The organism is Streptomyces sp. NPDC050743 (assembly GCF_044456925.1).
Lineage (GTDB): Bacteria > Actinomycetota > Actinomycetes > Streptomycetales > Streptomycetaceae > Streptomyces.
In genome coordinates this window covers 221,356-245,392 of the sequence record NZ_JBITGJ010000005.1, presented here as the reverse complement: position 1 = coordinate 245,392, position 24,037 = coordinate 221,356, and the positions used below count along the sequence as shown (strand labels likewise).

General features: G+C 72.5%; 19 protein-coding genes, 2 tRNA genes and 1 pseudogene. 5 read left to right on the top strand and 17 right to left on the bottom strand.

Annotated elements, in window-relative coordinates; genetic code table 11:
• The first annotated feature begins 15 nt into the window (after positions 1-15).
• Entirely contained in the window at positions 16-486 is a 471-nt protein-coding gene (locus tag ACIBJF_RS08570; protein WP_399172955.1) for a PPOX class F420-dependent oxidoreductase, read from the top strand.
• 33 nt (positions 487-519) lie between these two features.
• Here ACIBJF_RS08570 and ACIBJF_RS08565 read toward each other — a convergent pair whose 3' ends face one another.
• The 8 genes from ACIBJF_RS08565 to ACIBJF_RS08530 form a co-directional block, all read right to left on the bottom strand.
• On the bottom strand, positions 520-1,278 hold the full coding sequence (locus ACIBJF_RS08565) for a TetR/AcrR family transcriptional regulator (protein ID WP_399172953.1): 759 nt from the start codon (positions 1,276-1,278) through the stop codon (positions 520-522).
• A 201-nt stretch (positions 1,279-1,479) separates the two neighbouring features.
• On the bottom strand, positions 1,480-3,669 hold the full coding sequence (locus ACIBJF_RS08560; RefSeq protein ID WP_399172952.1) for a glycosyltransferase family 39 protein: 2,190 nt from the start codon (positions 3,667-3,669) through the stop codon (positions 1,480-1,482).
• Entirely contained in the window at positions 3,666-5,159 is a 1,494-nt protein-coding gene (locus tag ACIBJF_RS08555; protein WP_399172951.1) for a glycosyltransferase, read from the bottom strand. The genes ACIBJF_RS08560 and ACIBJF_RS08555 overlap by 4 nt, the downstream gene beginning before the upstream one ends.
• Positions 5,160-5,173: 14 nt before the next feature.
• A complete protein-coding gene (locus tag ACIBJF_RS08550) occupies positions 5,174-6,829 on the bottom strand; it encodes a sensor histidine kinase (protein ID WP_399172950.1) in 1,656 nt (551 codons plus the stop codon).
• Positions 6,826-7,566, bottom strand: coding sequence for a response regulator transcription factor (locus tag ACIBJF_RS08545; protein ID WP_351802716.1), 741 nt, complete (start codon positions 7,564-7,566; stop codon positions 6,826-6,828). The genes ACIBJF_RS08550 and ACIBJF_RS08545 overlap by 4 nt, the downstream gene beginning before the upstream one ends.
• A 100-nt stretch (positions 7,567-7,666) precedes the next feature.
• A complete protein-coding gene (locus ACIBJF_RS08540; protein WP_399172949.1) occupies positions 7,667-8,023 on the bottom strand; it encodes an antibiotic biosynthesis monooxygenase family protein in 357 nt (118 codons plus the stop codon).
• An 87-nt stretch (positions 8,024-8,110) separates the two neighbouring features.
• Entirely contained in the window at positions 8,111-8,986 is an 876-nt protein-coding gene (locus tag ACIBJF_RS08535) for a DUF2797 domain-containing protein (RefSeq protein ID WP_399172948.1), read from the bottom strand.
• Positions 8,987-9,143: 157 nt separating this feature from the next.
• A complete protein-coding gene (locus tag ACIBJF_RS08530; protein ID WP_399172947.1) occupies positions 9,144-9,512 on the bottom strand; it encodes an HGxxPAAW family protein in 369 nt (122 codons plus the stop codon).
• A 91-nt stretch (positions 9,513-9,603) separates the two neighbouring features.
• Between ACIBJF_RS08530 and ACIBJF_RS08525 the strand changes: the two genes are divergently transcribed.
• Complete coding sequence (locus tag ACIBJF_RS08525) at positions 9,604-10,095, top strand: MarR family winged helix-turn-helix transcriptional regulator (protein ID WP_399172946.1); 492 nt, start codon at positions 9,604-9,606, stop codon at positions 10,093-10,095.
• 118 nt (positions 10,096-10,213) lie between these two features.
• On the opposite strand, the gene ACIBJF_RS08520 is transcribed toward ACIBJF_RS08525, so the two are convergent.
• Together ACIBJF_RS08520 and ACIBJF_RS08515 are read right to left on the bottom strand one after the other, a co-directional pair.
• Positions 10,214-10,286 (bottom strand) — tRNA-Arg (locus ACIBJF_RS08520).
• A 204-nt stretch (positions 10,287-10,490) separates the two neighbouring features.
• Positions 10,491-10,581 (bottom strand) — tRNA-Ser (locus ACIBJF_RS08515).
• Positions 10,582-10,854: 273 nt separating this feature from the next.
• On the opposite strand from ACIBJF_RS08515, the gene ACIBJF_RS08510 reads away from it, so the two are divergent.
• Together ACIBJF_RS08510 and ACIBJF_RS08505 are read left to right on the top strand one after the other, a co-directional pair.
• Positions 10,855-11,271: an SSI family serine proteinase inhibitor gene (locus ACIBJF_RS08510; RefSeq protein WP_399172945.1), complete on the top strand. Its 417-nt coding sequence runs from the start codon at positions 10,855-10,857 to the stop codon at positions 11,269-11,271.
• A 399-nt stretch (positions 11,272-11,670) separates the two neighbouring features.
• A complete protein-coding gene (locus ACIBJF_RS08505; RefSeq protein ID WP_399172944.1) occupies positions 11,671-16,080 on the top strand; it encodes a PAS domain-containing protein in 4,410 nt (1,469 codons plus the stop codon).
• Between the two features lie 124 nt (positions 16,081-16,204).
• Here the strand turns inward: ACIBJF_RS08505 and ACIBJF_RS08500 are convergent, their stop codons facing one another.
• The 6 genes from ACIBJF_RS08500 to ACIBJF_RS08475 form a co-directional block, all read right to left on the bottom strand.
• The gene (locus ACIBJF_RS08500; RefSeq protein ID WP_399172942.1) at positions 16,205-17,881 is read right to left on the bottom strand and encodes a long-chain fatty acid--CoA ligase; all 1,677 of its coding nucleotides are present in this window, start codon (positions 17,879-17,881) and stop codon (positions 16,205-16,207) included.
• A 121-nt stretch (positions 17,882-18,002) separates the two neighbouring features.
• Positions 18,003-18,596, bottom strand: a complete 594-nt coding sequence (locus ACIBJF_RS08495; RefSeq protein WP_399172941.1) for a SigE family RNA polymerase sigma factor — start codon at positions 18,594-18,596, stop codon at positions 18,003-18,005.
• 262 nt (positions 18,597-18,858) lie between these two features.
• Positions 18,859-20,025: a lipid-transfer protein gene (locus tag ACIBJF_RS08490; RefSeq protein WP_399172940.1), complete on the bottom strand. Its 1,167-nt coding sequence runs from the start codon at positions 20,023-20,025 to the stop codon at positions 18,859-18,861.
• Positions 20,022-20,468, bottom strand: a complete 447-nt coding sequence (locus ACIBJF_RS08485; protein ID WP_399172939.1) for a MaoC/PaaZ C-terminal domain-containing protein — start codon at positions 20,466-20,468, stop codon at positions 20,022-20,024. The genes ACIBJF_RS08490 and ACIBJF_RS08485 overlap by 4 nt, the downstream gene beginning before the upstream one ends.
• A 119-nt stretch (positions 20,469-20,587) precedes the next feature.
• Positions 20,588-21,571 carry a bifunctional MaoC family dehydratase N-terminal/OB-fold nucleic acid binding domain-containing protein gene (locus ACIBJF_RS08480; RefSeq protein WP_399172938.1) on the bottom strand — a complete coding sequence of 328 codons (984 nt, stop codon included), beginning with the start codon at positions 21,569-21,571 and terminating at the stop codon, positions 20,588-20,590.
• Between the two features lie 327 nt (positions 21,572-21,898).
• Positions 21,899-22,216: a hypothetical protein gene (locus ACIBJF_RS08475; protein WP_399172937.1), complete on the bottom strand. Its 318-nt coding sequence runs from the start codon at positions 22,214-22,216 to the stop codon at positions 21,899-21,901.
• 369 nt (positions 22,217-22,585) lie between these two features.
• On the opposite strand from ACIBJF_RS08475, the gene ACIBJF_RS08470 reads away from it, so the two are divergent.
• Entirely contained in the window at positions 22,586-23,464 is an 879-nt protein-coding gene (locus ACIBJF_RS08470; protein WP_399172935.1) for a bifunctional DNA primase/polymerase, read from the top strand.
• Positions 23,465-23,560: 96 nt separating this feature from the next.
• Here ACIBJF_RS08470 and ACIBJF_RS08465 read toward each other — a convergent pair.
• Positions 23,561-24,036: pseudogene (locus ACIBJF_RS08465) on the bottom strand (replication initiator); the annotation flags it as partial.
• Between the last annotated feature and the right edge of the window lies 1 nt (position 24,037).

Below are 24,037 nucleotides of genomic sequence, written 5' to 3'. Positions count from 1 at the left end.
CCCTAGGCTGCCCCCATGGCACCGAACATCGCTACCAACACCCGCGTATCGCTGGACGAACTGCTGGACTTCGTACGGCCCCGTCACCGGGCCCTGCTGATCACCCGACGCGCCGACGGCGGACCGCAGGCCTCCCCGCTGACCTGCGGGGTCGACGACTCGGGGCGGATCGTCGTCTCCACCTACCCCGAGCGCGCCAAGACCCGCAACGCCAAGCGGGATCCGCAGGTCAGCGTGCTCGTCCTGAGCGACGAATGGAACGGCCCCTGGGTCCAGATCGACGGCACGGCCGAGGTCATCGACGCACCCGACTCGGTGGAACCCCTGGTCGAGTACTACCGCAACATCGCCGGCGAACACCCCGACTGGGACGAGTATCGGGCGGCGATGGTCAAGCAGGGCAAGTCCATCATCCGGGTGACACCCGAACGGTGGGGACCGGTGGCGACCGGCGGCTTTCCGGCACGGCTGGCCGAGGACCGGTAGACACCGGAGGTGTGGGGATCGGTGGCGGAGTGGTCAGCCTCGGCTGACCATCGCCTCGATGCCTGCGATCAGCAGGTCCAGGGCGAAGGCGAAGTCGCGGTCCAGCATCTCGTCGACCGTGTCCCCGCCCCGGGCCGCCATGAGGTCCTTCGACTCCTCGACGGCCTCGGCGGTCCCCGGGGCCTCGGTCACCAGGGCCATGGCCTGCTCGTAGTACTCGTCGGGGCTCAGCCCGGTGTCCGCGATCCGGGCGAAGAAGTGGCCCTCGATCGTGCCGAAGCCGTACACGAACTGGAAGACCGCCGAGATCGCCCCCGTCACCCCGTGCGCGGGAAGCCCCGCCCGGCGGACGACCCGCTGGACCGCGCGGGAGAACGCCAGCGAGTTCGGGCCGATGTTGAGATAGCGCCCCGCCAGCGGCGACAGCCAGGGGTGGCGCACCAGCAGCGCCCGGTACTCGGTGGCCAGCCCGCGCAGCTGCTCGCGCCAGTCCTCGCCCTGGGCGTCCGGATCCGGCAGCCGCAGCTCGCCGAAGGCCGCGTCCAGGGCGAGTTCGAGCAGGTCGTCCTTGGTGTCGACGTACCAGTACAGGGACATCGCGGTGACGTTCAGCTCCGCGGCCAGCCGTCGCATGGAGACCTTCGTCAGCCCCTCGGCGTCCAGCAGCCGCACCGACGTCGCGGTGATCCGCTCCCGGTCCAGTCCGGAAGGCTGGCCGGCACGTCCGCCGCGCCGCGGCTTCTCCTGCAGCCACACACTGTCCCGCGCCGACCGACCCGCTGCCTTCACCATCGGCGCATCCTCCTGAGACTCCGGCCACTGGTCCAACCTTAGGCGCGGGCCTGCGCCGGCCTGCGGACCGCGCCCGTCTCGGGGAGGCTTCAGGCCGTCAGGTCCAGCAGTTCGCTGATCAGACCGCTGACGTGGTGTGCATCGCACAGCGATCGCCGTGCGGTGCACACCACGGGTGTTCCGTCAGCCGGTCCCCCTGTTTCAGCCGCTCGCCTTCTGCGTGAGGTCGTAGAAGGTGGCCGAACCGACGGTGACCTTCTTGAAGGTGCTCTCGACCCACGAGGTGATCCGGGACGACGTACCGCTGCTGCTGCCGCCCATGCCACCGCCCATGCCTCCGCCGGCGATGAAGTAGTGGATCTCCCCTTCCGCCACGTACTTCTTGAACTGCGCCAGCGTCGGCGACGGGTCGGTGCCGTTGAAGCCGCCGATCGCCATCACCGGCTCGCCGGTGGCGAGTTGGTAGCTGGCCGCGTTCTGCGAACCGATGGACGCGGCGACCCAGGTGTAGTCGCCGGCGTCCTCCTCCAGCAGCTTCTTGGCGGCCGAGGAGACGTTCGCGCCGTTCAGCAGGCCGCCGGCGCCACCGCCGCCGCCCATGCCGCCGTCGCCCATCCGGCCGGCGCCGGGGAAGCCGTTGCCGTTCTGGCCCTGCTGACCTTGGCTGTTCTGGCCCTGCCGGCCGGGCATGCCACCGCCGAAGCCGCCCCCACCGGGGAAGCCGTTGCCGTTCTGCTGACCTTGCTGGCCTTGGCCCTGCTGCCCCTGCTGCCCCGGCATCGCACCGCCGAAGCCGCCGCCGGGCCCCCGTCCGCCGCCGAAGCCCATCATGCTCGCGCCCGCCGGGCCGGCCGTCGGGATGGAGCCGGTGTGCGCGGAGTCCACCGTGCTGAGGGTGTACGCCGTCGGACCGGCGAGCGCGGCCACCAGGCCCACCGCCGCCGCCCCGAGGGCCGGCTGCCGGGAGATCCGCCCGGCGAAGATCAGGCCCAGCGCGGCCACCATGCCGCCGATCAGCACCAGCCACTTCAGCCAGGGCAGATAGCCGGAGGTCCGGTTGAGCAGGACGTATCCCCACGCGGACGCCGCCACGAGCGCGGCGGCGAGGCTGATCGACGCCCAGGTCTCCCGGCGCCGCTCCCACAGCAGCCCGGCGCCCATGCCGACGACGGCCGCGAGGTAGGGCGCGAGCGCCACCGTGTAGTACTGGTGGAAGATGCCGGCCATGTAACTGAAGACCACCATGGTGATCAGCAGCGAGCCGCCCCACACCAGGAACGAGGCCCGCGTCACGGACGTACGGCGCAGCTTCCGGGTCGCCCACAGGCCCGCGACCAGCAGGATCAGCGCGGCCGGGAGCAGCCAGGAGATCTGGCCGCCGATCTCGGAGTTGAACATCCGGTCCCAGCCGGTCGCGCCCCAGCGGCCGGAGCCGGTCCCGCCGCCACCGCCGCCGACGCTGCCGGTCTCGTCGCCGCTGATCCGGCCGAGGCCGTTGTAGCCGAAGGTCAGCTCCAGGAAGCTGTTGTTCTGCGAGCCGCCGATGTAGGGGCGCGAGGAGGCCGGCCACAGCTCGACGATCGCGACCCACCAGCCGCCGGAGACCACGAGCGCGACGGTGGCGAGGCCCAGCTGGACCAGGCGCCTGCGCAGCCGCACCGGACCGCAGACGGCGTAGACGATCGCCAGCGGCGGCAGGACGAGGAAGGCCTGCAGGGTCTTGGCGAGGAACGCGAAGCCGATCGCGGCCCCCGCCCACACCAGCCACTTCGTCCGGCCATCCTCCACAGCCCGTACGACGAAGTAGCAGGCCAGCGCCATCAGCAGGGCCAGCATCGCGTCCGGGTTGTCGAACCGGAACATCAGCGCGGCCACCGGGGTGAGGGCGAGCACCGCGCCCGCGATCAGACCCGCCGCCGGGCTGAACCGGCGCCGTACGGCCGCGCACACCACCGCCACCGTGCCGACGCCCATGAGGACCTCGGGAGTGAGGATCGCCCACGAGTTCAGGCCGAAGATCCGCACCGACAGCTCCATCGGCCACAGGAAGGCCGAGGGCTTGTCGACGGTGATGGCGTTGCCCGCGTCCAGCGAACCGAAGAAGAACGCCTTCCAGGACTTGCTGCCCGCCTGCACGGCCGCCGAGTAGAAGGAGTTGGCGTAGCCGGAGGCGCTGAGGTCGTACAGGTAGAGCAGGAGGGTGGCGGCCAGCAGGGCGAGGAAGGCCGGGCGCACCCAGCGGGGGTCCTCGGGGCGGCCGCGCCACAGCCCGCGCAGGACCGGCTGCCTGGGCTCACCGGCCTCGGGGGCCTGCGGGGGAGCGGTCGGGGGCGGGCCCCAGTCGGCCGTACCGCTGTGCCGGGCGGTCGGCTGGTCGTAATGGGTGGTCATCGGGGGTCCCCCGGATCGGTGTCGTGAGGGCGCACCGGCTGCAGTCGCATGGTGGCGTCCCTCCAGCTGCCGTCCGCGGCTTCACCGGCGCGGACCTGGGTGGCCGTCGGATACGGCTGCGGGTACGGCACCGGGCGCTGGGGCAGCGGTGCGTACGGAGCGGTCGTGCCGTGCGGCGGGGTCGTGCTCGTGCTGTAGTTCGGCGAGGACAGGGGGTGGGAGGCGACGACCGTCGAGCCGGCGTGGGACTCGCCGTGGTCCGGGAACACCCAGGCGCGGAAGAGCAGGAACCGCAGCACGGTCGCCGCGAGGTTGGCGGCGATGAGCACCGCCAGTTCGGTGGAGTGCGCCGGGCTGGAGCCGGCCGCGTTCAGGGCGGCCAGGGAGCCGCTGGTCAGCGCGAGCCCGATGCCGAAGACGACCAGGCCCTGCGCCTGGTGCCGTACGGCGCCGCCCCGGCCGCGCACCCCGAAGGTGAGCCGGCGGTTGGCGGCCGTGTTGGCGATCGCGGAGACCAGCAGGGCGAGCGCGTTGGCGATCTGGGAGCCGGAGAACTGCCGGAAGACGCTGTAGAGGAGGAGGTAGAAGAGGGTGGACAGGCCGCCGACGACGCAGAAGCCGACGAGCTGACGGGCAAGTCCCGTGGGCACGTTGGTCAGATCGCGGTCGCGCGGGTCGTCGCCGAAGGGCCGGGTGAGCCGGTCCAGCGGGAGCGAACCGGTGGCCAGCGCCTTGCCGACCCGCCAGACGCCCTTGAGGTCGTCGGTGGCGGTCTTCACGATGTGCACGGTGGAGTCGGGGTCGTCGACCCAGTCGACCGGCACCTCGTGGATCCTCAGGCCCGCCCGCTCGGCGAGCACCAGCATCTCGGTGTCGAAGAACCAGCCGGTGTCCTCCACCAGTGGCAGCAGCACCTGGGCCACATCGCGCCGGATGGCCTTGAATCCGCACTGGGCGTCGGAGAACCGGGCCTGGAGCGAGCCGCGCAGGATCAGGTTGTAGGCCCGGCTGATGAGCTCCCGCTTGGGGCCGCGCACCACCCGGGAGGCGCGGGCGAGCCGGGAGCCGATCGCGAGGTCCGAGTGGCCGGAGATCAGCGGGGCCACCAGCGGCAGCAGGGCGTTGAGGTCGGTGGACAGGTCGACGTCCATGTAGGCGAGGATCGGCGCCTCGGACGCGGACCAGACGGTCCTCAGGGCCCGTCCCCGGCCCTTCTGCCCCAGGCGGAAGTTGGTGACCTCGGGGATCTCCGCCTCCAGCCGCGCCGCCACCAGCGGGGTGGTGTCCGTGGACGCGTTGTCCGCGATCGTGATGCGGAAGGCGTACGGGAAGGTGCGCGTGAGGTGCTCGTGCAGTCTGCGGACGCACGGCTGGAGGTCCTCCTCCTCGTTGTAGACGGGGATCACTACGTCCAGGACAGGCGTACCGGCGTCTCCGGCCGGGAGGTGCTCCCGCGCCGGCAGGGTGCCGGGAGAAGAGTCGGTTCGCATGGAACCGACTCAACTCAAGCCCCCTGTCGCACCCATGTGGTGGCACTGTGCTGTGCCTGTGAGTGCGCCTGCCAGTCGGTTTCGGGCGCGGGCCGCGGAACGGCGGGGGCGAGCGCGGGCAGATGGACGGTGAACACGGTCCGCCCGGGCACGCTGTCGACGGTGACGGCACCCCCGTGCGCGGCCGCGACCGCCTGCACGATGGCCAGCCCGAGGCCGGTGGACCCCGTCGACCTGGAGCGCGCGGAGTCCCCGCGCGCGAACCGCTCGAAGACGTGCGGCAGCAGATCCGGCGGTATGCCCTGCCCGTTGTCCTCGACGTCGACGCACATCCACGGCCCGCGCCGCTGCACGCGCGCGGTCACGGTCGTACCGGGCGGGGTGTGTTTGCGGGCGTTGCCGAGCAGGTTGACCAGCACCTGCTGGATGCGCGCCGCGTCCGCCGACACGAGCGCGGGTTCGTCGGGCAGGTCGAGCCGCCAGTTGTGGTCCATGCCGGCCGCGCGGGAGTCGCTGACCGTGTCCACGACGAGCGGGATGAGATCGGTCTGCTCGAACTGCAGCGGCCGGCCGGCGTCGAGGCGGGCGAGGAGGAGAAGGTCCTCGACGAGGAGGGTCATACGGCCCGCCTCGGACTCGATCCGGCCGAGGGCGTGCCGGGTGTCGGGCCCGACCTGCTCCCGCCCGCGTCTGGTGAGTTCCGCGTACCCGCGAATGGACGCGAGCGGGGTGCGCAGCTCATGGCTGGCATCGGCGACGAACTGCCGTACCCGCGTCTCGCTCTGCTGCCGGGCGTGCAGGGCGCCGTGGACGTGGTCGAGCATCCGGTTGAGCGCGGCGCCCACCTGCCCGACCTCGGTGTGCGGGTCGCACTCGGACTCCGGGACCCGCTCGCTGAGGTTGACCTCGCCGGTGTGCAGGGTCAGTTCGGAGACCCGGGTGGCGGTGGCGGCGACCTTGCGCAGGGGGCGGGTGGCGACGCCGACGATGACGGTGCCGGCGAGGGTGGCGGCGATGAGACCGGCCGCGGTGACGCTGATCTCGACCAGGATCAGGGTGTCGATGTTGTCGTCGACGTCCTTGGTCGGCAGGGCGATGTAGAACGCGTCGCCGTTGTCCCGGCTCGTCACGTACTTGACGAGGTAGTCCCCGAGCCCGGGGATCTCCACGCTGTGCGCCTTGTTGTCCTTGGCCACGGAGTTCAGCGCGGTCTTCTGCGCGGCGGTCAGGCCGGCGGCGCGCATCCGCTTGAACAGGCCGTAGTCGTCGTTCTGCTGCTGGGCCACGGCGGCGGAGGTGATCGAGCCGTTCTTCACGTACGCCGCGACGGTACGGGGCTGTGTCGGGCCCCTGGTGAGCAGGGTGTCGACCTTGTCGCTCGGTGTCGCGGCGTCCGACGCCGAGGGGTCCAGGCTCCCCGGGACCGCACCGGGCTGCGCGCCGGCCGGAGCCTGCATATGACCGACCGCCCGCGCGGCGGTCTCGTTCACCTTGCCCTCGAGCTGCTGGTACAGATGCGAGCGCAGCGCCACCGTGGTGACGGTGCCGATCACCGCGCACACCACGGCGATCAGCACGACCGACGCGACGACGAGCCGGGTCCGCAGGGTGCGCGGCTGTCCCGGTCGCTTCTGCCGTTGCCGCGGGCCCGGTCGTCGCCGTCCGCTCATGAGACGGCGGGCTTGATCAGATAACCCGCCCCACGCCGGGTGTGGATCATCGGCTCACGCCCGGCGTCGATCTTCCGCCGCAGATAGGAGATGTACAGCTCGACGACATTGGCCTGCCCGCCGAAGTCGTACGACCACACCCGGTCCAGGATCTGCGCCTTGCTGAGCACGCGCCGCGGGTTGCGCATCAGGAAGCGCAGCAGCTCGAACTCGGTGGCGGTGAGGTGGATGGAGTCCCCGGCCCGCGACACCTCGTGGCTGTCTTCGTCGAGGGTCAGGTCGCCCACGACGAGCACCGAGTCGGACCGCCGGTCGGCGGCCCCGGACCGGCGGATGAGCCCCCGCAGCCGCGCCACGACCTCCTCCAGGCTGAACGGCTTGGTGACGTAGTCGTCGCCGCCCGCGGTGAGCCCGGCGATGCGGTCCTCGACCGCGTCCTTGGCGGTCAGGAAGAGGACGGGCACGTCCGGCAGTTCGCGCCGCAGCCGCCCGAGGACGGTCAGTCCGTCCATGTCGGGCAGCATCATGTCCAGCACGACGGCGTCGGGCCGGAACTCGCGGGCGGTCTGGACGGCGCCCTGCCCGTCCCCCGCACTCCTGATCTGCCAGCCCTCGTAGCGAAGAGCCATGCTCAGCAGTTCGGTGATCGACAGCTCGTCGTCCACCACAAGCACTCGGACGGGGCTCCCGTCCGGCCTCAGCAGTTCGGTGCGCCCCTGGGGCGAGGTCGTGGTCATGGTGGACACCTTGTCCGGGTCCTCTGAGAAGAGGCTTTCCCCCATCTGTGATTTCCCTGAGAAACACACAGGCACCCCTCAGGCAGCACCTGGGAAGCGCTCACTCCCGCGCGAAGACGCGAGCGTGCTCGACCCTGGCGATGTGGATCACGTACCGCTCGTACCACCGCTCCCGGCCACGGCGCTTGGCCGCGAGATGCTCGGGGTGCCGCCGCCATCGCTCGATCCCTTCGAGATCCCGGAAGTAGGCGACGGAGATCGCGAGTCCGCCGGGGGTACGGGCGGAGTCCTCGCCGAGGAAGCCGGGGATTTCACGGACGAGTCGGGAGAGGTGCTCGGCGGTGTGGTCGTATCCGCCGGGGTCGTCGTCGGTGCGGAGGGAGGTGAAGATGGCGGCGTAGTAAGGGGGTTCGGGCAGAGAGGTGGGCTGTACAGCGGCATCCGTCTGATCGCTCATGACAACCACGGTCGGCCGTGGGCCCGTTCGGCGTCCACGGGCCTTGCCGAAAGGGATCCGTAAGGGATCCGAGTCTTTGCCTTCGCCTCAGAACAGCCCCTCCTGCCCTCGTGCGAACTCCCGGAGCGGGAAGGTGAGTCCGGCCGCCTGCGAAGCGGCCGGCGGCACCAGTTCCCAGCCGGTCATCAGCCGTGTGTCGAGCACGACCACCCCGCGCTCGCCGACCACCAGATGAAGATCGGGCCCGGCGGCCGCGACCAGCTCACCGCCGACCCCGCCACCGGGGACGAGTTCCGCCACTTCCCCGAACGCGGACGCGGCACCGGCAAGCCCGAAGACCCCCATGTGATCGGTGACTTCGCAGGGCTCCGGCCGAAGGGACTCGGGCCATCCACTGAGCGCCACGGCCCGCGCGTGCAGCTCCCGCACCTGCGCCGCACGCTCCTCCCCGGTCCCCGGCAACGCCGACCGCACCGCACGCTTCTCGGCGTACGGGATCCGGTCCGGCACCTGGAGCGCGGCCCGCAGCAGCTCCTCGGTGCGCCGGGCGGCCATCAGCGGGCCGGCGCCGAGCCAGCTGAAACAGACGGCGCCCTGCTCCAGCAGCCGGGCCGAGCCCCGCTCGACCGCGGTGATCCCGACTTTCACCATCCCGGGCCCGAACCACGCCAGATACACCCGGTACGGCCGCGGGTCGTCGGCGATCGTGTCGGCGGCCACGGAGTGCGCCCGGTCCAGCCGCGCGCACTCCTCGCACCGGGCGCCCGTGCTCCGCGCCGGCACGACCGCGCCCACCGGACAGGCGTGGCCACGGGCGCCCACACAGTGCCGGGCGCTCCCCTCCGGCACGGCGAAGGCGACCCGCTTCCCCCACGGCAGCGCACTGCGCCGCCCGCCGTCCCACACCAGCACGGGACCGTCGGGCGACCAGCGCAGTCCGGTGCACTTCCATACGTGTGCCATCACTCGCCAGGGTAGGGGTCGGGTCCGACAACGGGTTCCGGGCGGCGGAGTGGCATAGGGCGAGCGAGGGGAGCCGCGTGCACTCCGCGACCTGCTCCCACCTCCACCCCGGAAGCCAGCGACGGCGATCACCAACCGCCGTTCCTCGAAAGCACATTCACTCGACAGGTGACAGAGGTACCGACTCCGCAGCAGTCGACCGCCCCGCCGCCGCAGCCATCACCACAGCCCGCCGCCCCCGCCCCGCCAGCCGGCAGCTGACGCACCCTGGATGCCCTTCCCGGGCCTGCGCGTCCCGGACCCGCATCCCCCACTGCCCGCGCGGCCGCACCCCCGGCGGCTTGCCCCAGCCGGCCAGACGCAGGATCCACGTCACCAGAACGCTCACGGCCACCACGGCGAGCCCGCCCGCGACCAGCGGCAGCGAGGCCGTACACACGCCCAGCCCCACCACACCGCTTCCCGCCGTCGCGATGCCGAAGCCGGTCCAGCCGGCGACCGTGTGACCCTCGTCGTACAGACTCATACAGCAACCTCCGGGAACAAGAAGGCAGATTCCCTCACGGGCTAAGAAGTCTCCTCAACCGAATATCTCACGAGCTAAGGGATTTCGAAAGATGCACGGCACGCCGCGCCCACCCGCCACTCCGGCCCAGGCGCTGTCGGCGATGGACCACCTGATCGCCGCCCACCTGATCGGACAGCAGGAGCTCGCCCGGCGGCTGGGCCTGAACGTCACGGACCTGACCTGCTTCGCCTTCGTCCTGGAGGCCGGCGACGACCTGCTGACCGCCGGCGACCTCGCCGCCCGCGCCCACGTGACCACCGGCGCGGTGACCGGCATCCTCAACCGCCTCGAACGCGCCGGCTACGTCACCCGCCGCCCCGACCCCACGGACCGCCGCCGGGTCCGCGTGGCCGCCGTACCGGACACCGTCACCCGTGTGGAGGCGGTGTACGCGGGCCACTACAAGCGCCTGACGGACCTGTTCTCCGACTACTCCCCGGAGGAACTGGCGATCATCACGGACTGGTTCACCCGGGCCACGACCCTGGCGCACGAATACCTGGAGAAGCTGAACCGGAACGACCCGGACGCGGAGTGCTGACGCCCGACGCCGACGCCGCCCGCTCCCCGGGCCCCGGACTCTCCCGGGGCCCGCGTCGATCTGCCGCACACGGCAAAACGCAAGAGGCCCCGGATCACTCCGGGGCCTCTCACCTGTGTGCACTCGGCAGGATTCGAACCTGCAACCTTCTGATCCGTAGTCAGATGCTCTATCCGTTAAGCTACGAGTGCTTGTTCTTTTGTTCTTGCCTCTCGGTTTCGGCCCTTTCGGCCCGTCCCGGCGACAGGAAGAACATTACATGACTGCCGCCGACATGTGAAATCCGTTTGGCACACCCTTGTGACCTGCGGAAACGCCTCTGGACGCACAGAGGGGCGACACGGGGCGGGAACGCCGAAGCCCCGGTCCTGGGGACCGGGGCTTCGGGATCGGTGCGGAGGCGGAGGGATTTGAACCCTCGATGGGCTTTAAGGCCCAAACCGCATTAGCAGTGCGGCGCCATAGACCGGACTAGGCGACGCCTCCAGCACAACCGCTCACGCGAGCGCGCGAGTGGTGCGTGCAGATGATGACACAGCCAAGCGGCTCGTCACCAATCGGCTCCCACGGTACTAGGCAGTCGGGTCACAGGGCAAAGGGCTTCCGCCCGGCGCGGCGGTGCGGACGCAACGTCCGAGGGTCCGGCGCGTTGGGCAGGGCATGTTTTCTCTTCTTCAGCCGGGCCGGCAGCGGACTCAGGGGCACGGATCTCTCCAGCGGGGGCGTGTACATGGCAGGGGCGCCTCCGTCCTCGCCGGCGTGTCCGCCCTGGTCGCCCTCTCCGCCGTGCCCGCCGTCGCCGCGCCCGTCCTGCCGCCGCCCGTGCGGCCCGAGGAGCGGGTCGGTGACCACCTCACCGTCGTCGTGCGGCATGCCGGGCCCGGGCGGGACGGGACCTACGAGCTGTTCTGTCACCCGGCCGGCGGGAGCCACCCGGACGCGGCGGAGGCCTGCCAGACGCTGGAGGAGCACACGCAGTGGGGGCGGGACCTCTTCGCCCCGGTGGCGCCCGGCACCACCTGCACCATGCTCTACGGCGGACCGGCCACCGCCCGGGTGACCGGCACCTGGGCCGGACGCGGCGTCGACGCCGCCTACGACCGCAGCAACGGCTGCGAGATCGGGCGGTGGGACCGGATGGTGCCGCTGCTGCCGAAGGCGGGCTCGGCGGCGTAAGGCCCTGGGCGTGCCGGGCCGGCCGTGGGCACGTCAGCCCGCCGGGTCGGCAGCCCCGTGGGGGCGTCCGTCAGCCTGCCGACCCACCGGCCCCCACCAGCCCAATGGCCCGCAGACCCGCCCCGCCCGCACCGGCGCCGGCCACACCCAACCGGCTCGCCGGCTCCTCCCAACGAAATCACCGGTCCCGTAAAGGTCCCGCGAAGGTCTCGCGGAGTCGGAGGGCGTGGTCGGTGGGCGGTGGCCGGTTCGGTGTCACCGTGTCGTGGGACCTCGCTCTCATCCGGCGTCGCGAGCGCAACGTGTGCCCTTAGACTCCCTCGCGTGACACGTCGCGGGCCGGTTGGCAAGATGGCCCGAGCGGTCGGCAAGATGCGGTAACAGGGAGGAAGGCGTCTCGTGAGCAGCAGGCCATCCCGAGGCGCTGCTCGCCTCGCAGCCATACTCGACGCGCTGCCGGACGCGTTGGTCCTGGTCAACGCCAACGGAACCGTCGTCAACGCCAACACCATCGCGCTCGAGGCGTTCGAGGCGCCGGGTACGGCTCTCGTGGGGCGTGGGCTGCTCGATCTGCTGCCCGAATTCGACTCGCGGCTGATCCCCGGGTCCATGCGGCGGCCCGATCACATGGATCCGCAGGGGCGGACCAAGCCCACGCGGATGGTCGCGCGGCGCACCGACGGGTCCGAGTTCCCCGTCGAGGTCACGAGCGCGAATCTGGAGAACGGGCAGCAGGCGTACGACGGTTACGGATACACGGGTGACGAGCTGCTCATGCTCGTCGTCCGGGATCTCTCCGGGACCGTCGACACCGAGGCCGAGCTGGCACGCTCGCAGCGGCAGACCGAGATGATCCTGCGGGCCGCCTCGGAAGGTGTGGTGGGCACGGACACCGACGGGCGGATCGTGCTCGTCAACCCGGCCGCCGCCCAGATTCTGGGGTACCGGGCCGGAGAGCTCGGCGGCAAGGAGCTGCACACGCTGGTGCTGCACTCGCGCGCCGACGGGTCGCCGTTCCCGTACGAGGAGTCGCCGCTCGCCGACACCCTGCGCTCCGGGCGCAAGCACCGGGTGCGCGGGCAGGTGCTGTGGTCCAAGGGGGATCAGAAGGTCTCGGTCGATCTGACCACCGCGCCCGTGCGCGACGGGGACCAGCTCGTCGGCGCCGTGATGACCTTCACCGACCGGCGGCCCTACGAGGCCCTCGCCAAGGAGAAGGCCGCGCTGGAGAAGGCGCACGCCGAGGAGGTCGAGCGGCTCTCCGAGGAGCACGCCTCCGACCTGACCGCGCTGCGCCAGCAGCATGTGACCGAGGTCGAGGAGCTGCGCGAGAAGCACGCCGAGGAGATCGCGGCCGGCGAGGAGCGCTACGCCGCGCTCGCCGAGCGGGAGAAGGACCGGTACGAGGCCCTCACCGGGCGGCACGAGCAGTTGCTGACCCTGCTCGGGCAGTCGCTGCGCGGTCCGCTGGACGAGCTGCGGCGCGAGCTGGCGGCACTGGCCGCCGACGACGCCGGGCAGCTGTGGCCCGAGGCCAACCAGGTGCTGCATCACCTTTCGGCCGGATATTCGCGGATCACCACGCTCATCGACAACGTCCTCGGGTACCAGCGCCTGGACTCGGGCGCCGAGGACATCACCCGTACGAAGGTGCTGCTGGACGCCGTCGTCGCCGCCGGTGTGGACGGGGCCGTCGAGCTGATCGGTCCGGGGCGGGTGCAGTTCGCCGTGCACGCGCCGCCCATCGAGGCCGAGGTCGACCCGCAGCGGCTCGCCACGGCGCTGGCCCATCTGGTGGCGGATGTCGCCGGTGTGGACGCGACCGGCAACTCGCCGGTCTCCGCGGGCGGTTACCTGGACAACACCGTCGTCGTCGCGGCCGCGCAGCGCGGTGAGGTCGCGCGGATCGAGGTGCGTGGGCCGTACGCCGGGGGAGACGCGGTGCACGAGCCGATCGTGCGCGGGATCGTTCGGGCCCACGGCGGCGTGCTGCAGACGCACGAGGTGCCGGGCATGAGCGGCAGCGCGTACGTGCTGGAGGTGCCGCTCGGCGGTGGCGCCGGGACGGTCGTCGGCGCGGGCGCGGCACAGACGCCCGCCGCGCTTCCGTCCGCCGCGCCCGATGCGGGCGGGCAGGCCGCCGGCGCCGGTGAGGTGGCCGTGATCGAGACCGGTGCCGCCGGACAGGCCGCCGGTGGCGGACGGCGGCGGGCCCGGCGGTCCTCCACCGACGCCTTCCTGGAGAGTGACGTTCCCGGCGCCAGCCAGACCGGGGAGACCGACGGGCCCGCGCCGACCGGCCGCCGCCGCAGGCGTGCCGCGGCGCCCGCCGAGGAGACGGGCGCGGTCGCGGCCGAGGCCGCGGAGAGCGTCTCCGGGGGTACCGGACGACGCCGTGGCCGGCCCGCCGAGGGCGGCACCGGTGCCGACACGGGTGTGAGCGAGGGTGCGGTGGTGACCGCGGCCGAGCATGCCGCGGGGACCGCCGCCACCGGTAACGGACTCGGCCCGACCGTTCCGCCGCAGGGCGTGCCGCAGGCCGCCCTGCCGGCCGCGCCCGCGCTGCCGGCGGCGGGCAGCGGACCGATGCCGGGTGCGGAGGCCGTACCGGCCGACGGTGGGCAGCCCACCGGGCGGCGCCGGCGTGCGCTGGCCGCCGCGGCGGAACGTGCCGCCGCCCAGGAGGCGGCCGGTGCGCGTACGGTCTTCGCCCTGCCGCCGGCCGAGGCCGACCGCTCACCGCAGTCCCCGGACTCGGCGAGCGGAGTGGGTACGGTTCCGGGTGCCGGTGTGCCCGTCGCCCCGGGTGCCGGCGCTGTTCCGGGTGGTGCCGACGGGCAGCCGCAGGCCGCCGGTCCGGTGCAGGTGCCCGCCCAGCTGCCGCCGGCCGCCGCGGGGGTACCGGGTGACGCCGGCCGGCACGACGCCGTACCGCTCGACCAGTCCGCCGACCACACCCCGCCGCAGCCGCATCCGACCAGCGCACCGACCGGCCGGCGCCGCCGGGCCGTGGCCCAGCCGGCGAATCCCGCGCAGCCGGTCCCGGCACCGGCGCCCGCTGCCCCGGCCACTCCGGCACAGGGCGTTCCCGGGCAGGCCGTGCCGCATCCGGCGGGGACGCCGACTCCCGGTCAGGGCACGCCGGTTCACGGCGTTCCGGCGCAGGGTACGGCCGGGCAGAACATCCCCGCCCAGGCCGGTCCCGCGATGGCGCCCGCGCAGACGCCCGCTGTGGCGCCCGGCGCCCCGGCCGGTGTCGCCGCGCCCGGTCAGCAGACGGCCGTACCGCAGGCGGCCGTGCCGCAGGTGGCCGTGCCGCACCCCGCCGCGCCCGTGCACGACACCGCCGGCCGGCCGGTTCCGGCGGCTCCGGGACAGGCGGTCCCGGCCCAGCAGCCCACCGCGACGGCAACGCCCGCGACGCCGCCCGGTGGTACGCCGGGCGCCCAGCCGCTGCCCGCGGAGGCCGGTGCCGGCCCGGTGCCGACGGCCGTTCAGGCGCCCAGCGTGCCCCAGCAGTGGCCCGGCACCGGTGACACCTCCGGCGCGGGCACGCCCGTACCGCAGAGCGGCACGCCAGCCCCCGGCACCCCGCTGCCCGCGGCACACGCCGGAGTCCAGGCGCCGCGGGCCGCGCAGCCGTTGCCCGCCGAGAGTGCAGCGGCCGACCCGAACTCGACGCAGGGACGGGCGATCAGCGTGCGCACGCTCGGGCAGGGTGTGCCGTTCTCGCGGCAGGCCGCTCAGGTGCAGCAGCCGACGGCGACCCCGCCGCCGCACGCGCCGGGCGGTTCCGGCCGCAGGCGCAAGCTGGGCACGCCTCCGGACCCGGCCAAGCGTCCGGAGCAGCAGGCGGAACAGGCGGCCCGGCCGCATCCGGCGGCCGAACAGCCGACGACCGCGCATCCGTCCCTGGCCGGGCAGGCCCGGCTCGCCCCGGGCACCGAGGGCGGCGGACGGTCGTACGCCATAGGCGCACCGGACGCCAACGCCGCCGAAGGCCCCGAACCGCTGGACGGGCCCGGGGGTGCCGTCGAGATCTCGGACACCCCGCGTCCGCAGCCGCTCGACGACGAGCTGCCGCCGGAGCCGCTGGACAACCCGCGCCGGCTGCTGGTGTGGCCCGCGCCGGACGCGCCGACCCAGCAGGCGCTGAGCGACCGTGGCTACCGGCCGGTGATCGTGCACTCCCGTGAGGAGGTCGACGCGCAGATCGCGGCGTTCCCGGCCGCGCTGTTCGTGGACCCGCTGACCGGGCCCATCACGCGTACGGCCCTGCAGTCGCTGCGGCAGGCGGCCGTCGCGGCCGAGGTGCCGGTGCTGGTGACGGCCGGGCTCGGGCAGGCGACGCGCGAGGCGGCGTACGGCGCCGATCCCGCCGTTCTGCTGAAGGCGCTGGCGCCGCGCGACAGCGAGCAGCATCCGCCGCGGGTGCTGCTCATCGAGGAGCACGCGGAGATCGCGCTGGCGCTGACGGCGACGCTGGAGCGGCGCGGGATGCAGGTGGCGCGGGCCGCGAGCGACAGCGACGCGGTGACGCTGGCGGGGCAGTTCCGGCCGAACCTCGTGGTGATGGACCTGATGCAGGTGCAGCGCCGGCAGGCCGGGTTCACCGGGATCATCGACTGGCTCCGCGCGAACGGGCAGCTCAACCGCACCCCGCTGGTCGTCTACACCGCCGCGGTCGACCAGGCCGACCTGCCCCGGCTGGCCTCGGGCGAGACGGTCCTGTTCCTCGCGGAGCGGTCCACGAGCACCGACGTCCAGAGCCGGATCGTGGACCTGCTGGCCCGGATCGGCACCAACTAGCGCACGCGCCCTTCGTACCTCGTACGAAGGGCCGCGGACGAGCGCTCCTTCGGGCAGGCGCTCGGCGGCCGGCGCCGGACGCGCGCCGGGCGGCGAGTCCCGCTGCCCGGCGCGGCCCGCGGTGTCACAGGCGGGTGACGTCCAGTTCCCCGTCCGCGTACCGCCTGCGCAGCACCTTCTTGTCGAACTTGCCCACGCTCGTCTTCGGCACCGACTCGACGATCGTCCAGCGCTCGGGCAGCTGCCACCTGGCGATGCGCCCCTCCTCGGCGAGGAAGACGCGCAGGGTCTCGAAGTCGGCGGTGGCGCCTTCCCTCAGGACGACGGTGGCCAGCGGGCGCTCGCCCCACTTCTCGTCGGGTACGGCGACCACCGCGGCCTCGGCGACGTCCGGGTGGGACATCAGCGCGTTCTCCAGCTCCACCGAGGAGATCCACTCGCCGCCGGACTTGATGACGTCCTTGGCGCGGTCGGTGAGGATGAGGTAGCCGTCGGGGGAGATGGTCCCGACGTCACCCGTCTTCAGCCAGCCGTCCTCGCTGAACTTGTCGGCGGGCCGGAGGGGTTCAGCGTCAGGGCCGTTGTAGTAGGCGCCGGCGATCCAGGGGCCGCGCACCTCCAGCTCGCCCGCCGACTCGCCGTCCCAGGGGAGGCGTTCGCCGCCGGGGCCGCTGAGCCGGGCCTCGACGCCGGCCGGGAAGCGGCCCTGGGTGAGGCGGTAGGCGAACTCCTCGTCCGTACCGGCCGCGTGGGCCGGGGGACGGGCGACCGTGCCGAGCGGGGACGTCTCCGTCATGCCCCAGGCGTGGCAGACGCGCATGCCGAGCCGGTCGAAGGCCTCCATGAGGGAGGGCGGGCAGGCAGAGCCGCCGATGGTGACCTGGGTGAGGGAGGAGACGTCGCGGGGCTTGCTGTGCAGCTCGGCGAGCAGGCCCTGCCAGATGGTCGGGACGGCGGCGGCGTGGGTCGGCCTCTCGCGCTCGATCATCTCGGCGAGCGGCGCCGGCTGGAGGAAGCGGTCCGGCATCAGCATGTTGACGCCGGTCATGAAGGTGGCGTGCGGCAGGCCCCAGGCGTTGACGTGGAACTGGGGGACGACGACCAGCGAGGTGTCCTGGTCGGTCAGGCCCATCGACTGGGTCATGTTGACCTGCATGGAGTGCAGGTAGATCGAACGGTGGCTGTACACCACGCCCTTGGGGTCGCCGGTCGTGCCGGAGGTGTAGCACATGGCGGCGGCCTGGCGTTCGTCCAGCTCCGGCCAGTCGAAGGTGGTCGGCCGGTCCGCGATCAGCTCCTCGTACTCGTGGAGACGGGCGTGCGCGCCCTGGAGCGGGGAGCGGTCACCGGGGCCGGAGACGACGATGTGCTCGACCGTCGGCAGCTTGGGCAGCAGCGGGGCGAGCAGCGGGATGAGCGAGCCGCTGACGATGACGACCCTGTCGGCCGCGTGGTTGACGATCCACACCAACTGCTCGGCGGGCAGCCGCAGATTGAGCGTGTGCAGCACCGCGCCCATGGACGGGATCGCGAAGTAGGCCTCCACGTGCTCGGCGTTGTTCCACATCAGGGTGGCCACCCGGTCGTCACCCCGGACGCCGAGTTCGTCGCGCAGGGCGTTCGCCAACTGCACCGCGCGCACGCCGGCCTCGGCAAAACCGCGCCGCTGCGGCTCGGCGTCCCCGGTCCAGGTGATGATCTGGGATCGGCCGTGCACCAGCGTCCCGTGCGTCAGGATGCGGGTGACGGTCAGCGGTACGTCCTGCATGGTGCTCAGCACGGAGTCCTCCCGGGGCGGCATTGCCTTCGCGGTGGTACAGGTTGCGCTGATTCTGCGCACATACCGCGCGGTATGTCACTAGGGAAGGGCGAACAATCAGTCGGGGACACAACCCCCGGACGCCGCCTGCGACACCGGGCCGCTAGCGGACAAGGCCCAACTCGGGATCCTCGCGCAGCTTGCCGAGCGCACGCGAGACCGCCGACTTCACCGTGCCCACCGACACCCCGAGCACCTCGGCGGTCTGGGCCTCGCTGAGGTCCTCGTAGTAGCGCAGGACGACCATCGCCCGCTGCCGCGCGGGCAGCTTCGTGATCGCCCGCCACATCGCGTCGTGCAGCGCCTGCCGTTCGGCCGGGTCGTCGTCGCCCGGCACCGGCTCCGGCTCCGGCAGTTCGTCACAGGTGAACTCGTCCACCCGGCGCTTGCGCCACTGCGAGGTGCGGGTGTTCAGCAGCGCACGGCGCACATAGCCGTCGAGCGCCCGCTGGTCCTCTATCCGCTCCCAGGCCATGTAGGTCTTGGCGAGCGCGGTCTGCAGCAGGTCCTCGGCGTCGTTCAGGTTCGCGGTGAGCGAGCGTGCGGTACGCAGCAGGACCGGCTGACGAGCCCGCACATACGACGCGAACGTCGGATATGTCGGACTCTCCCCGCTCGGCCGGAGCCGGGGGTGCGGGAGGGTCTGCCGCCTTGGTGCGGCGGCGGCCGAGGCGCTGGTGCAGACGGGTGTGGTCATGGCTCCACGCTAGGAGCGGACCCCCGTACGGCGGATCGCCCCCAGGTCCCGAAGCGGCGTCCCCCTCAGGTTGTAGGGGTGGGGCCGGCTCCACCTCCTGAAGGTGGACGGCGGGTGCACTCCGTATGCGGGTACGACCCTGACTCCACCCCGATCGGACCTGGCTCCGCCCGCCGGCCGACCCCGAGGGCGGTGCGGGTCCGGCTCGGTGACAGGGTGGGGTTCAGCCCTGCCAGTCGGCCGCTCGGGGACGGGGAGGCGGTCAGGCGTCTGCCGTCAGGACCAGCCCGGAGGTGGGCACCCCGGTACCGGCCGTCACCAGGGTCCGGGTCGCGCGCGGTATCTGGTTCACCGCCGTGCCCCGCAGCTGGCGCACCGCCTCCGCTATGCCGTTCATCCCATGCAGATACGCCTCCCCGAGCTGGCCCCCGTGCGTGTTGAGCGGCAGCCGCTCCTCGGCCACGAAGTCCGCCGCCTCCCCCTTCCCGCAGAACCCGAACTCCTCCAGTTGCATCAGCACGAACGGTGTGAAGTGGTCGTACAGGATCCCCACGTCGATGTCAGCCGGGCCGAGGCCGGACGACCTCCACAGGCGGCGGGCCACCGCGCCCATCTCCGGCAGGCCGGTCAGGTCGTCCCGGTAGAAGCTGGTCATCTGCTCCTGCGCCCGGCCGGCGCCCTGGGCGGCCGCCGCGATCACCGCCGGGGGACGCGGCAGGTCCCGGGCCCGTTCCACCGAGGTGACGACGATCGCCTGCCCGCCGTCGGTCTCCTGACAGCAGTCCAGCAACCGCAGCGGCTCCACGATCCAGCGGGACGCCGCGTGTTCCGCGAGCGTGATCGGGCGGCCGTGGAAGTAGGCCGCCGGGTTCGTCGCCGCGTACCTGCGGTCCAGCACGGCCACATGCCCGAACACCTCCGGCGTCAGCCCGTACGCGTGCAGATACCGCTGGGCCGCCATCGCCACCCAGGAGGCCGGCGTGAGCAGCCCGAACGGCAGCACCCAGCCGAGCGCCACGCCCTCCGCCGACGGCTCCCGGTGCTGCACGCCGGCACCGAACCTGCGGCCCGAGCGCTCGTTGAAGGCGCGGTAGCAGACCACGACCTCCGCCACGCCCGTCGCCACCGCGAGCGCCGCCTGGAGCACGGTCGCGCAGGCCGCACCGCCGCCGTAGTGCACGCGGGAGAAGAAGGACAGCTCGCCCATCCCGCAGGCCTGGGCCACCGTGATCTCCGGGTTGGTGTCCATGGTGAACGTCACCATCCCGTCCACGTCCGCCGGCGCCAGCCCCGCGTCGTCCAGCGCGGCCCGCACCGCCTCCACGGCCAGCCGCAGTTCGCTGCGCCCGGAGTCCTTGGAGAACTCGGTGGCCCCGATCCCGGCGATCGCGGCGCGGCCGGCCAGGGTGTCGCGGGCTTGGAGGCTCATGAGCGGCCCTCCGGGTCCGGGGCAGGCGGAGCCGGGTCCGCCGGGACCGTGACCGTCACCGTGCCCGTCACATGTGTGCCGAGGGCGTTGGCGCCCACGACCCGTACGGTCGCGGTGTCGCCGTCGACCGCCTCGACCGTGCCCGTCAACACCATCGTGTCTCCCGGATAGTTGGGCGCCCCGAGCCTGATGGCGACCTTGCGGAGCACCGCCGTCGGGCCGAAGTGGTCCGTGATGTACCTGCCGACCAGGCCGTTGGTCGTCAGGATGTTCATGAAGACGTCCGGTGAGCCCTTCCGCCTGGCCGACTCGGCGTCGTGGTGCACGTCCTGGTAGTCCCGCGACGCGATCGCCCCGGCCACGATCAGCGTCCGCGTGACCGGGATCTCCAGCGGCGGGAGCTTCGCGCCCGCCGTCGGTGCCGTCCTCGGCGCGGTTCTCATGGCTCACTCCCCACTCGCGATCAACTCCCCCAGCTCCTGGAGCACTTCGGCCCTGCAGCCCAGACAGGCGGCCCAGGTCACGGGCCTCGGTCCGGGCCGCGGCGGGCGTGAAGTCCATGTCAGGCCTCGCCCTCGCCCTCGACGACCCGGAAGACCGGCAGGACCAGGGCGCCGTCCGCGTCCTCGTAGGTCCGGAACTCCACCCGGACCGGCAGGCCGATGCGCACCTTGTCGTACGGCACCCCGACCACATTGCTCACCAGCCGTACGCCCTCGGCGAGTTCGATCAGACCGACCGCGTAGGGAGGATCGAAGGCCGGGAAGGGCGGGTGGTGCATCACCACGTACGAGTAGACCGTCCCCTCGCCGCTCGCCTCGACCGTGTCCCAGTCCAGGCAGCCGCACGCGTTGCAGCCCGGCAGCCAGGGGTGACGCAGGGTGCCGCAGTCCGTGCAGCGCTGGATGAGGAGTCTGTGCTCGGCCACGCCCTGCCAGAAGCCGGCGTTGTCCCGGCCCACCACCGGGCGGGGGCGCGGGGCCGGGGGTTCGTGGCGGGCCGGGGCGTACTTGAGGATGCGGAAGCGGTGGGTGCCCACGAGGTCGGCGCCGACGCGGAGGTCCGTGCGGGTCGTGACGAAGTACCCGGTGCCCAGCTTCGTCGTCTTGCGGCCGGAGACCGACTCGATCACCGAGTCGAACGTGACCTGGTCACCCGGGCGCAGGGGCCGCAGGTACTCCTGCTCGCAGTCGGTGGCCACCACGGCCGTGCAGCCCGAGGCATCGAGGAGGGACAGCAGCTCGTCGTAGGCGCCCGTGCGGCCCTCGTGCCCGGACAGGCCGCCCATCGTCCAGGCCTGGAGCATGGTGGGCGGGGCGATGGGGTCCGGGCCGGAGTAGGCCGGATTGGTGTCGCCCATGGCCTCGCACCAGTGCCGGATCATCGGCGCGTTCACCGGGTCTTTACCCATCCCGGCGACGGCGGCCGGCCACCCCTCGTACGCCTTGAGCCGCGCGCCGAGTCCGTCGACAGCCGCGCCGGCCGCGTGCGCGACCCGCGCCTCCCCACCCTCCGTGGCCCGCCCCTGACCGCCCTCGGTGATCACAGCGCCTCCCTGCCCTCCGCGCTCACCGCCGCCCCCTCGTCATCCCGAGCCGCATCGTCGCGACGATCTCCCGCCACACCTCGCTCACCCCGCCCCCGAACGTGTTGATCCGCGCCACGATTTCTGACTGTCCGTCAGATAGCTGTGGGTGTCAAGGTCGCTGCCGGCGGCCCTCGGGGCCGGACCGCCGGCGTCAAGGCCCACAGGCGCGGCGCCGGGCGCGGGAAAACGCCTGCGCGGCGGCACCGAAGCACCGCCGCGCAGACGTGTTACGACCCCGAAGCACACCCCACGAGACCCCTCACCGGGAGAGACCTCGCCCGAGGGTCACCACAGACGCGTGAAGTGGATGGCCACGTTCTCGTTGCCCTGCTGGATGGCCGTCCAGGCAGAGCCGTTGACCTGGGCGGTGTTGCTCTGGTTCGAGGCACCGTTGCCGACCGCGTTCTGCTGCGTGGTGGACGAGTTGCCGTTGTTGTTGTGGCCGACTCCGCTGCCGATGACGCCCGCCACACCGGTGTTGGCGCTCGATCCGTTGTCCGCGAAGGAGCCGTTGTCGGCGGCCGCGACGCCACTGAAGAGGGCGGCTGCGAGCGGGAGCGCGGCGACGGCGGCGAGAACGCGGGCGGTACGGATGCTTGCCATGTTGTTCCTCCAGAACCGAGAACTCTGCGGCCCTAGGGCCGGAAGTGCGTGAAGTACAGCTGATGTCAGGGCAGTTGGCCGACCGCTCTGACTGTCATGGACGACGTCGCGAGATCAGAGTTGCCCACCGAATCCCCGGCGAACCACCCCGGAAGATCCGATTCGCACGCAAGCGTGATGACAAGTCGATAAACCCTTATCGCCACCTTTCGTCACTTCACTCCCGGAGAGGAACTAGATGGCACTTTCACTCACCAAGCGACACAAGGAGGGAATCGTTCCGTCACATATCCGGCCAATTTCCCGGCCACCGGCGCGTCGCCGCCGACCCCCCTTCCCTTTTTCGAACGTACGTACGAACATAGAGCCATGGCCTACACCGACCGGCAGGCCACGACGCTGGCCCTCGCACACGCACTGTCGGCCGCCGAACGCGGGCTGGCCGTCATCCCCCTGTCCCGGACCAAGCTCCCGGCCCTGCGCTCCCCCCACCGCGACGACCCCGACCCGGCCGGACCCCGCTGCCACGGCGAGTGCGGCCGCTTCGGCCACGGCGTGTACGACGCCTCGGCCGACCCCATCCGCATCCGCGAGCTGTTCGCCGCCGCGCCCTGGGCCACCGGCTACGGCATCGCATGCGGGCTGCCGCCGTACCACCTGATCGGCGTCGACCTGGACACCAAGTCCGGCACGAACTCCTCGACCGCGCTGCGCGAACTGGCGCTACGCCATCTGTTCACCATTCCGGAGACGGTCGTCGTCCGCACCCCGAGCGGCGGGCGTCACCTCTGGCTCACCGGCCCGCCGGACGTCGTCGTACCGAACTCCGCCGGGCGCCTCGCCCCCGGTATCGACATCCGAGGCGCCGGCGGCTACCTCGTGGGCCCGGGCTCCCGTACCGACCACGGCGTGTACACGACCGCCCCCGGCACCACGCACCTGGCCCCCGCCCCCTGTCCGCCGTCCCTGCTGCGCCTGCTGGTGCCGCCGCCCCGGCCCCCGCATGCGCACCCGAACCCTCCGGTCCCCGGCGACCACGGCCGCGGCCTGGTCCAGTTCGTCCTCTCCGCGCACGAGGGCCAGCGCAACACCCGCCTCTTCTGGGCGGCCTGCCGCGCCTACGAGAACGGCATCGGCGCCGCCCTGGCCGACCCCCTGACCGAGGCCGCCCTGGGCACCGGCCTGTCCGAACACGAGGCCCGCGCGACGATCGCCTCGGCGGCACGGATGACGGGGCACCAGCCGTGACGGCGGGGAAGCCGACGGGCACGTGAAAGGGGCGCCCGCATGATCTGCGACAGGACCCGGTACGCCTGCCTGATCCGCGAGGCGCTGAGACCCTTGGCGCCGGTCGGGATAGAGCGGGTCGAGTTCCTTGCAGGCCTTGATGAGTCGGCGGGCGTGCTCCGGGACCTGGTGGCGGTCGAACTCGGTGAGTTCGCCGATGCGGCGACCGAGGGTGCCGGTGTTCTCGGTGGCCTCGGTGGCTGCTTCGCCACGTAGGAAGGCGACGGCCTGTTCGGTGATGTCCGAACCGTCCCTGAAGGCCTTGACCGGCCGGACGTCGAGCTGTCGGCCCCAGCGGAACGTCCGGGCCGGTTGGTCTCCGCCAGCCGAGACCGAGTCGGGCGTGTACGAGTGCCCAGCAGCTGCACGGATCGCGTCGGCAAGGACGTCGACTGCGGCCCAGGCAGGCGGCTGCGTCTCGGGACCCTCCGGTCCGTCGAGCCGGATCACGGCGTGGAAGTGCAGGGCACCGCGCTTCTGGAACTCGGCGACCTGCCGTAGGAGACGCGGAGGTGATCAGCGAGTTCCCGGCGG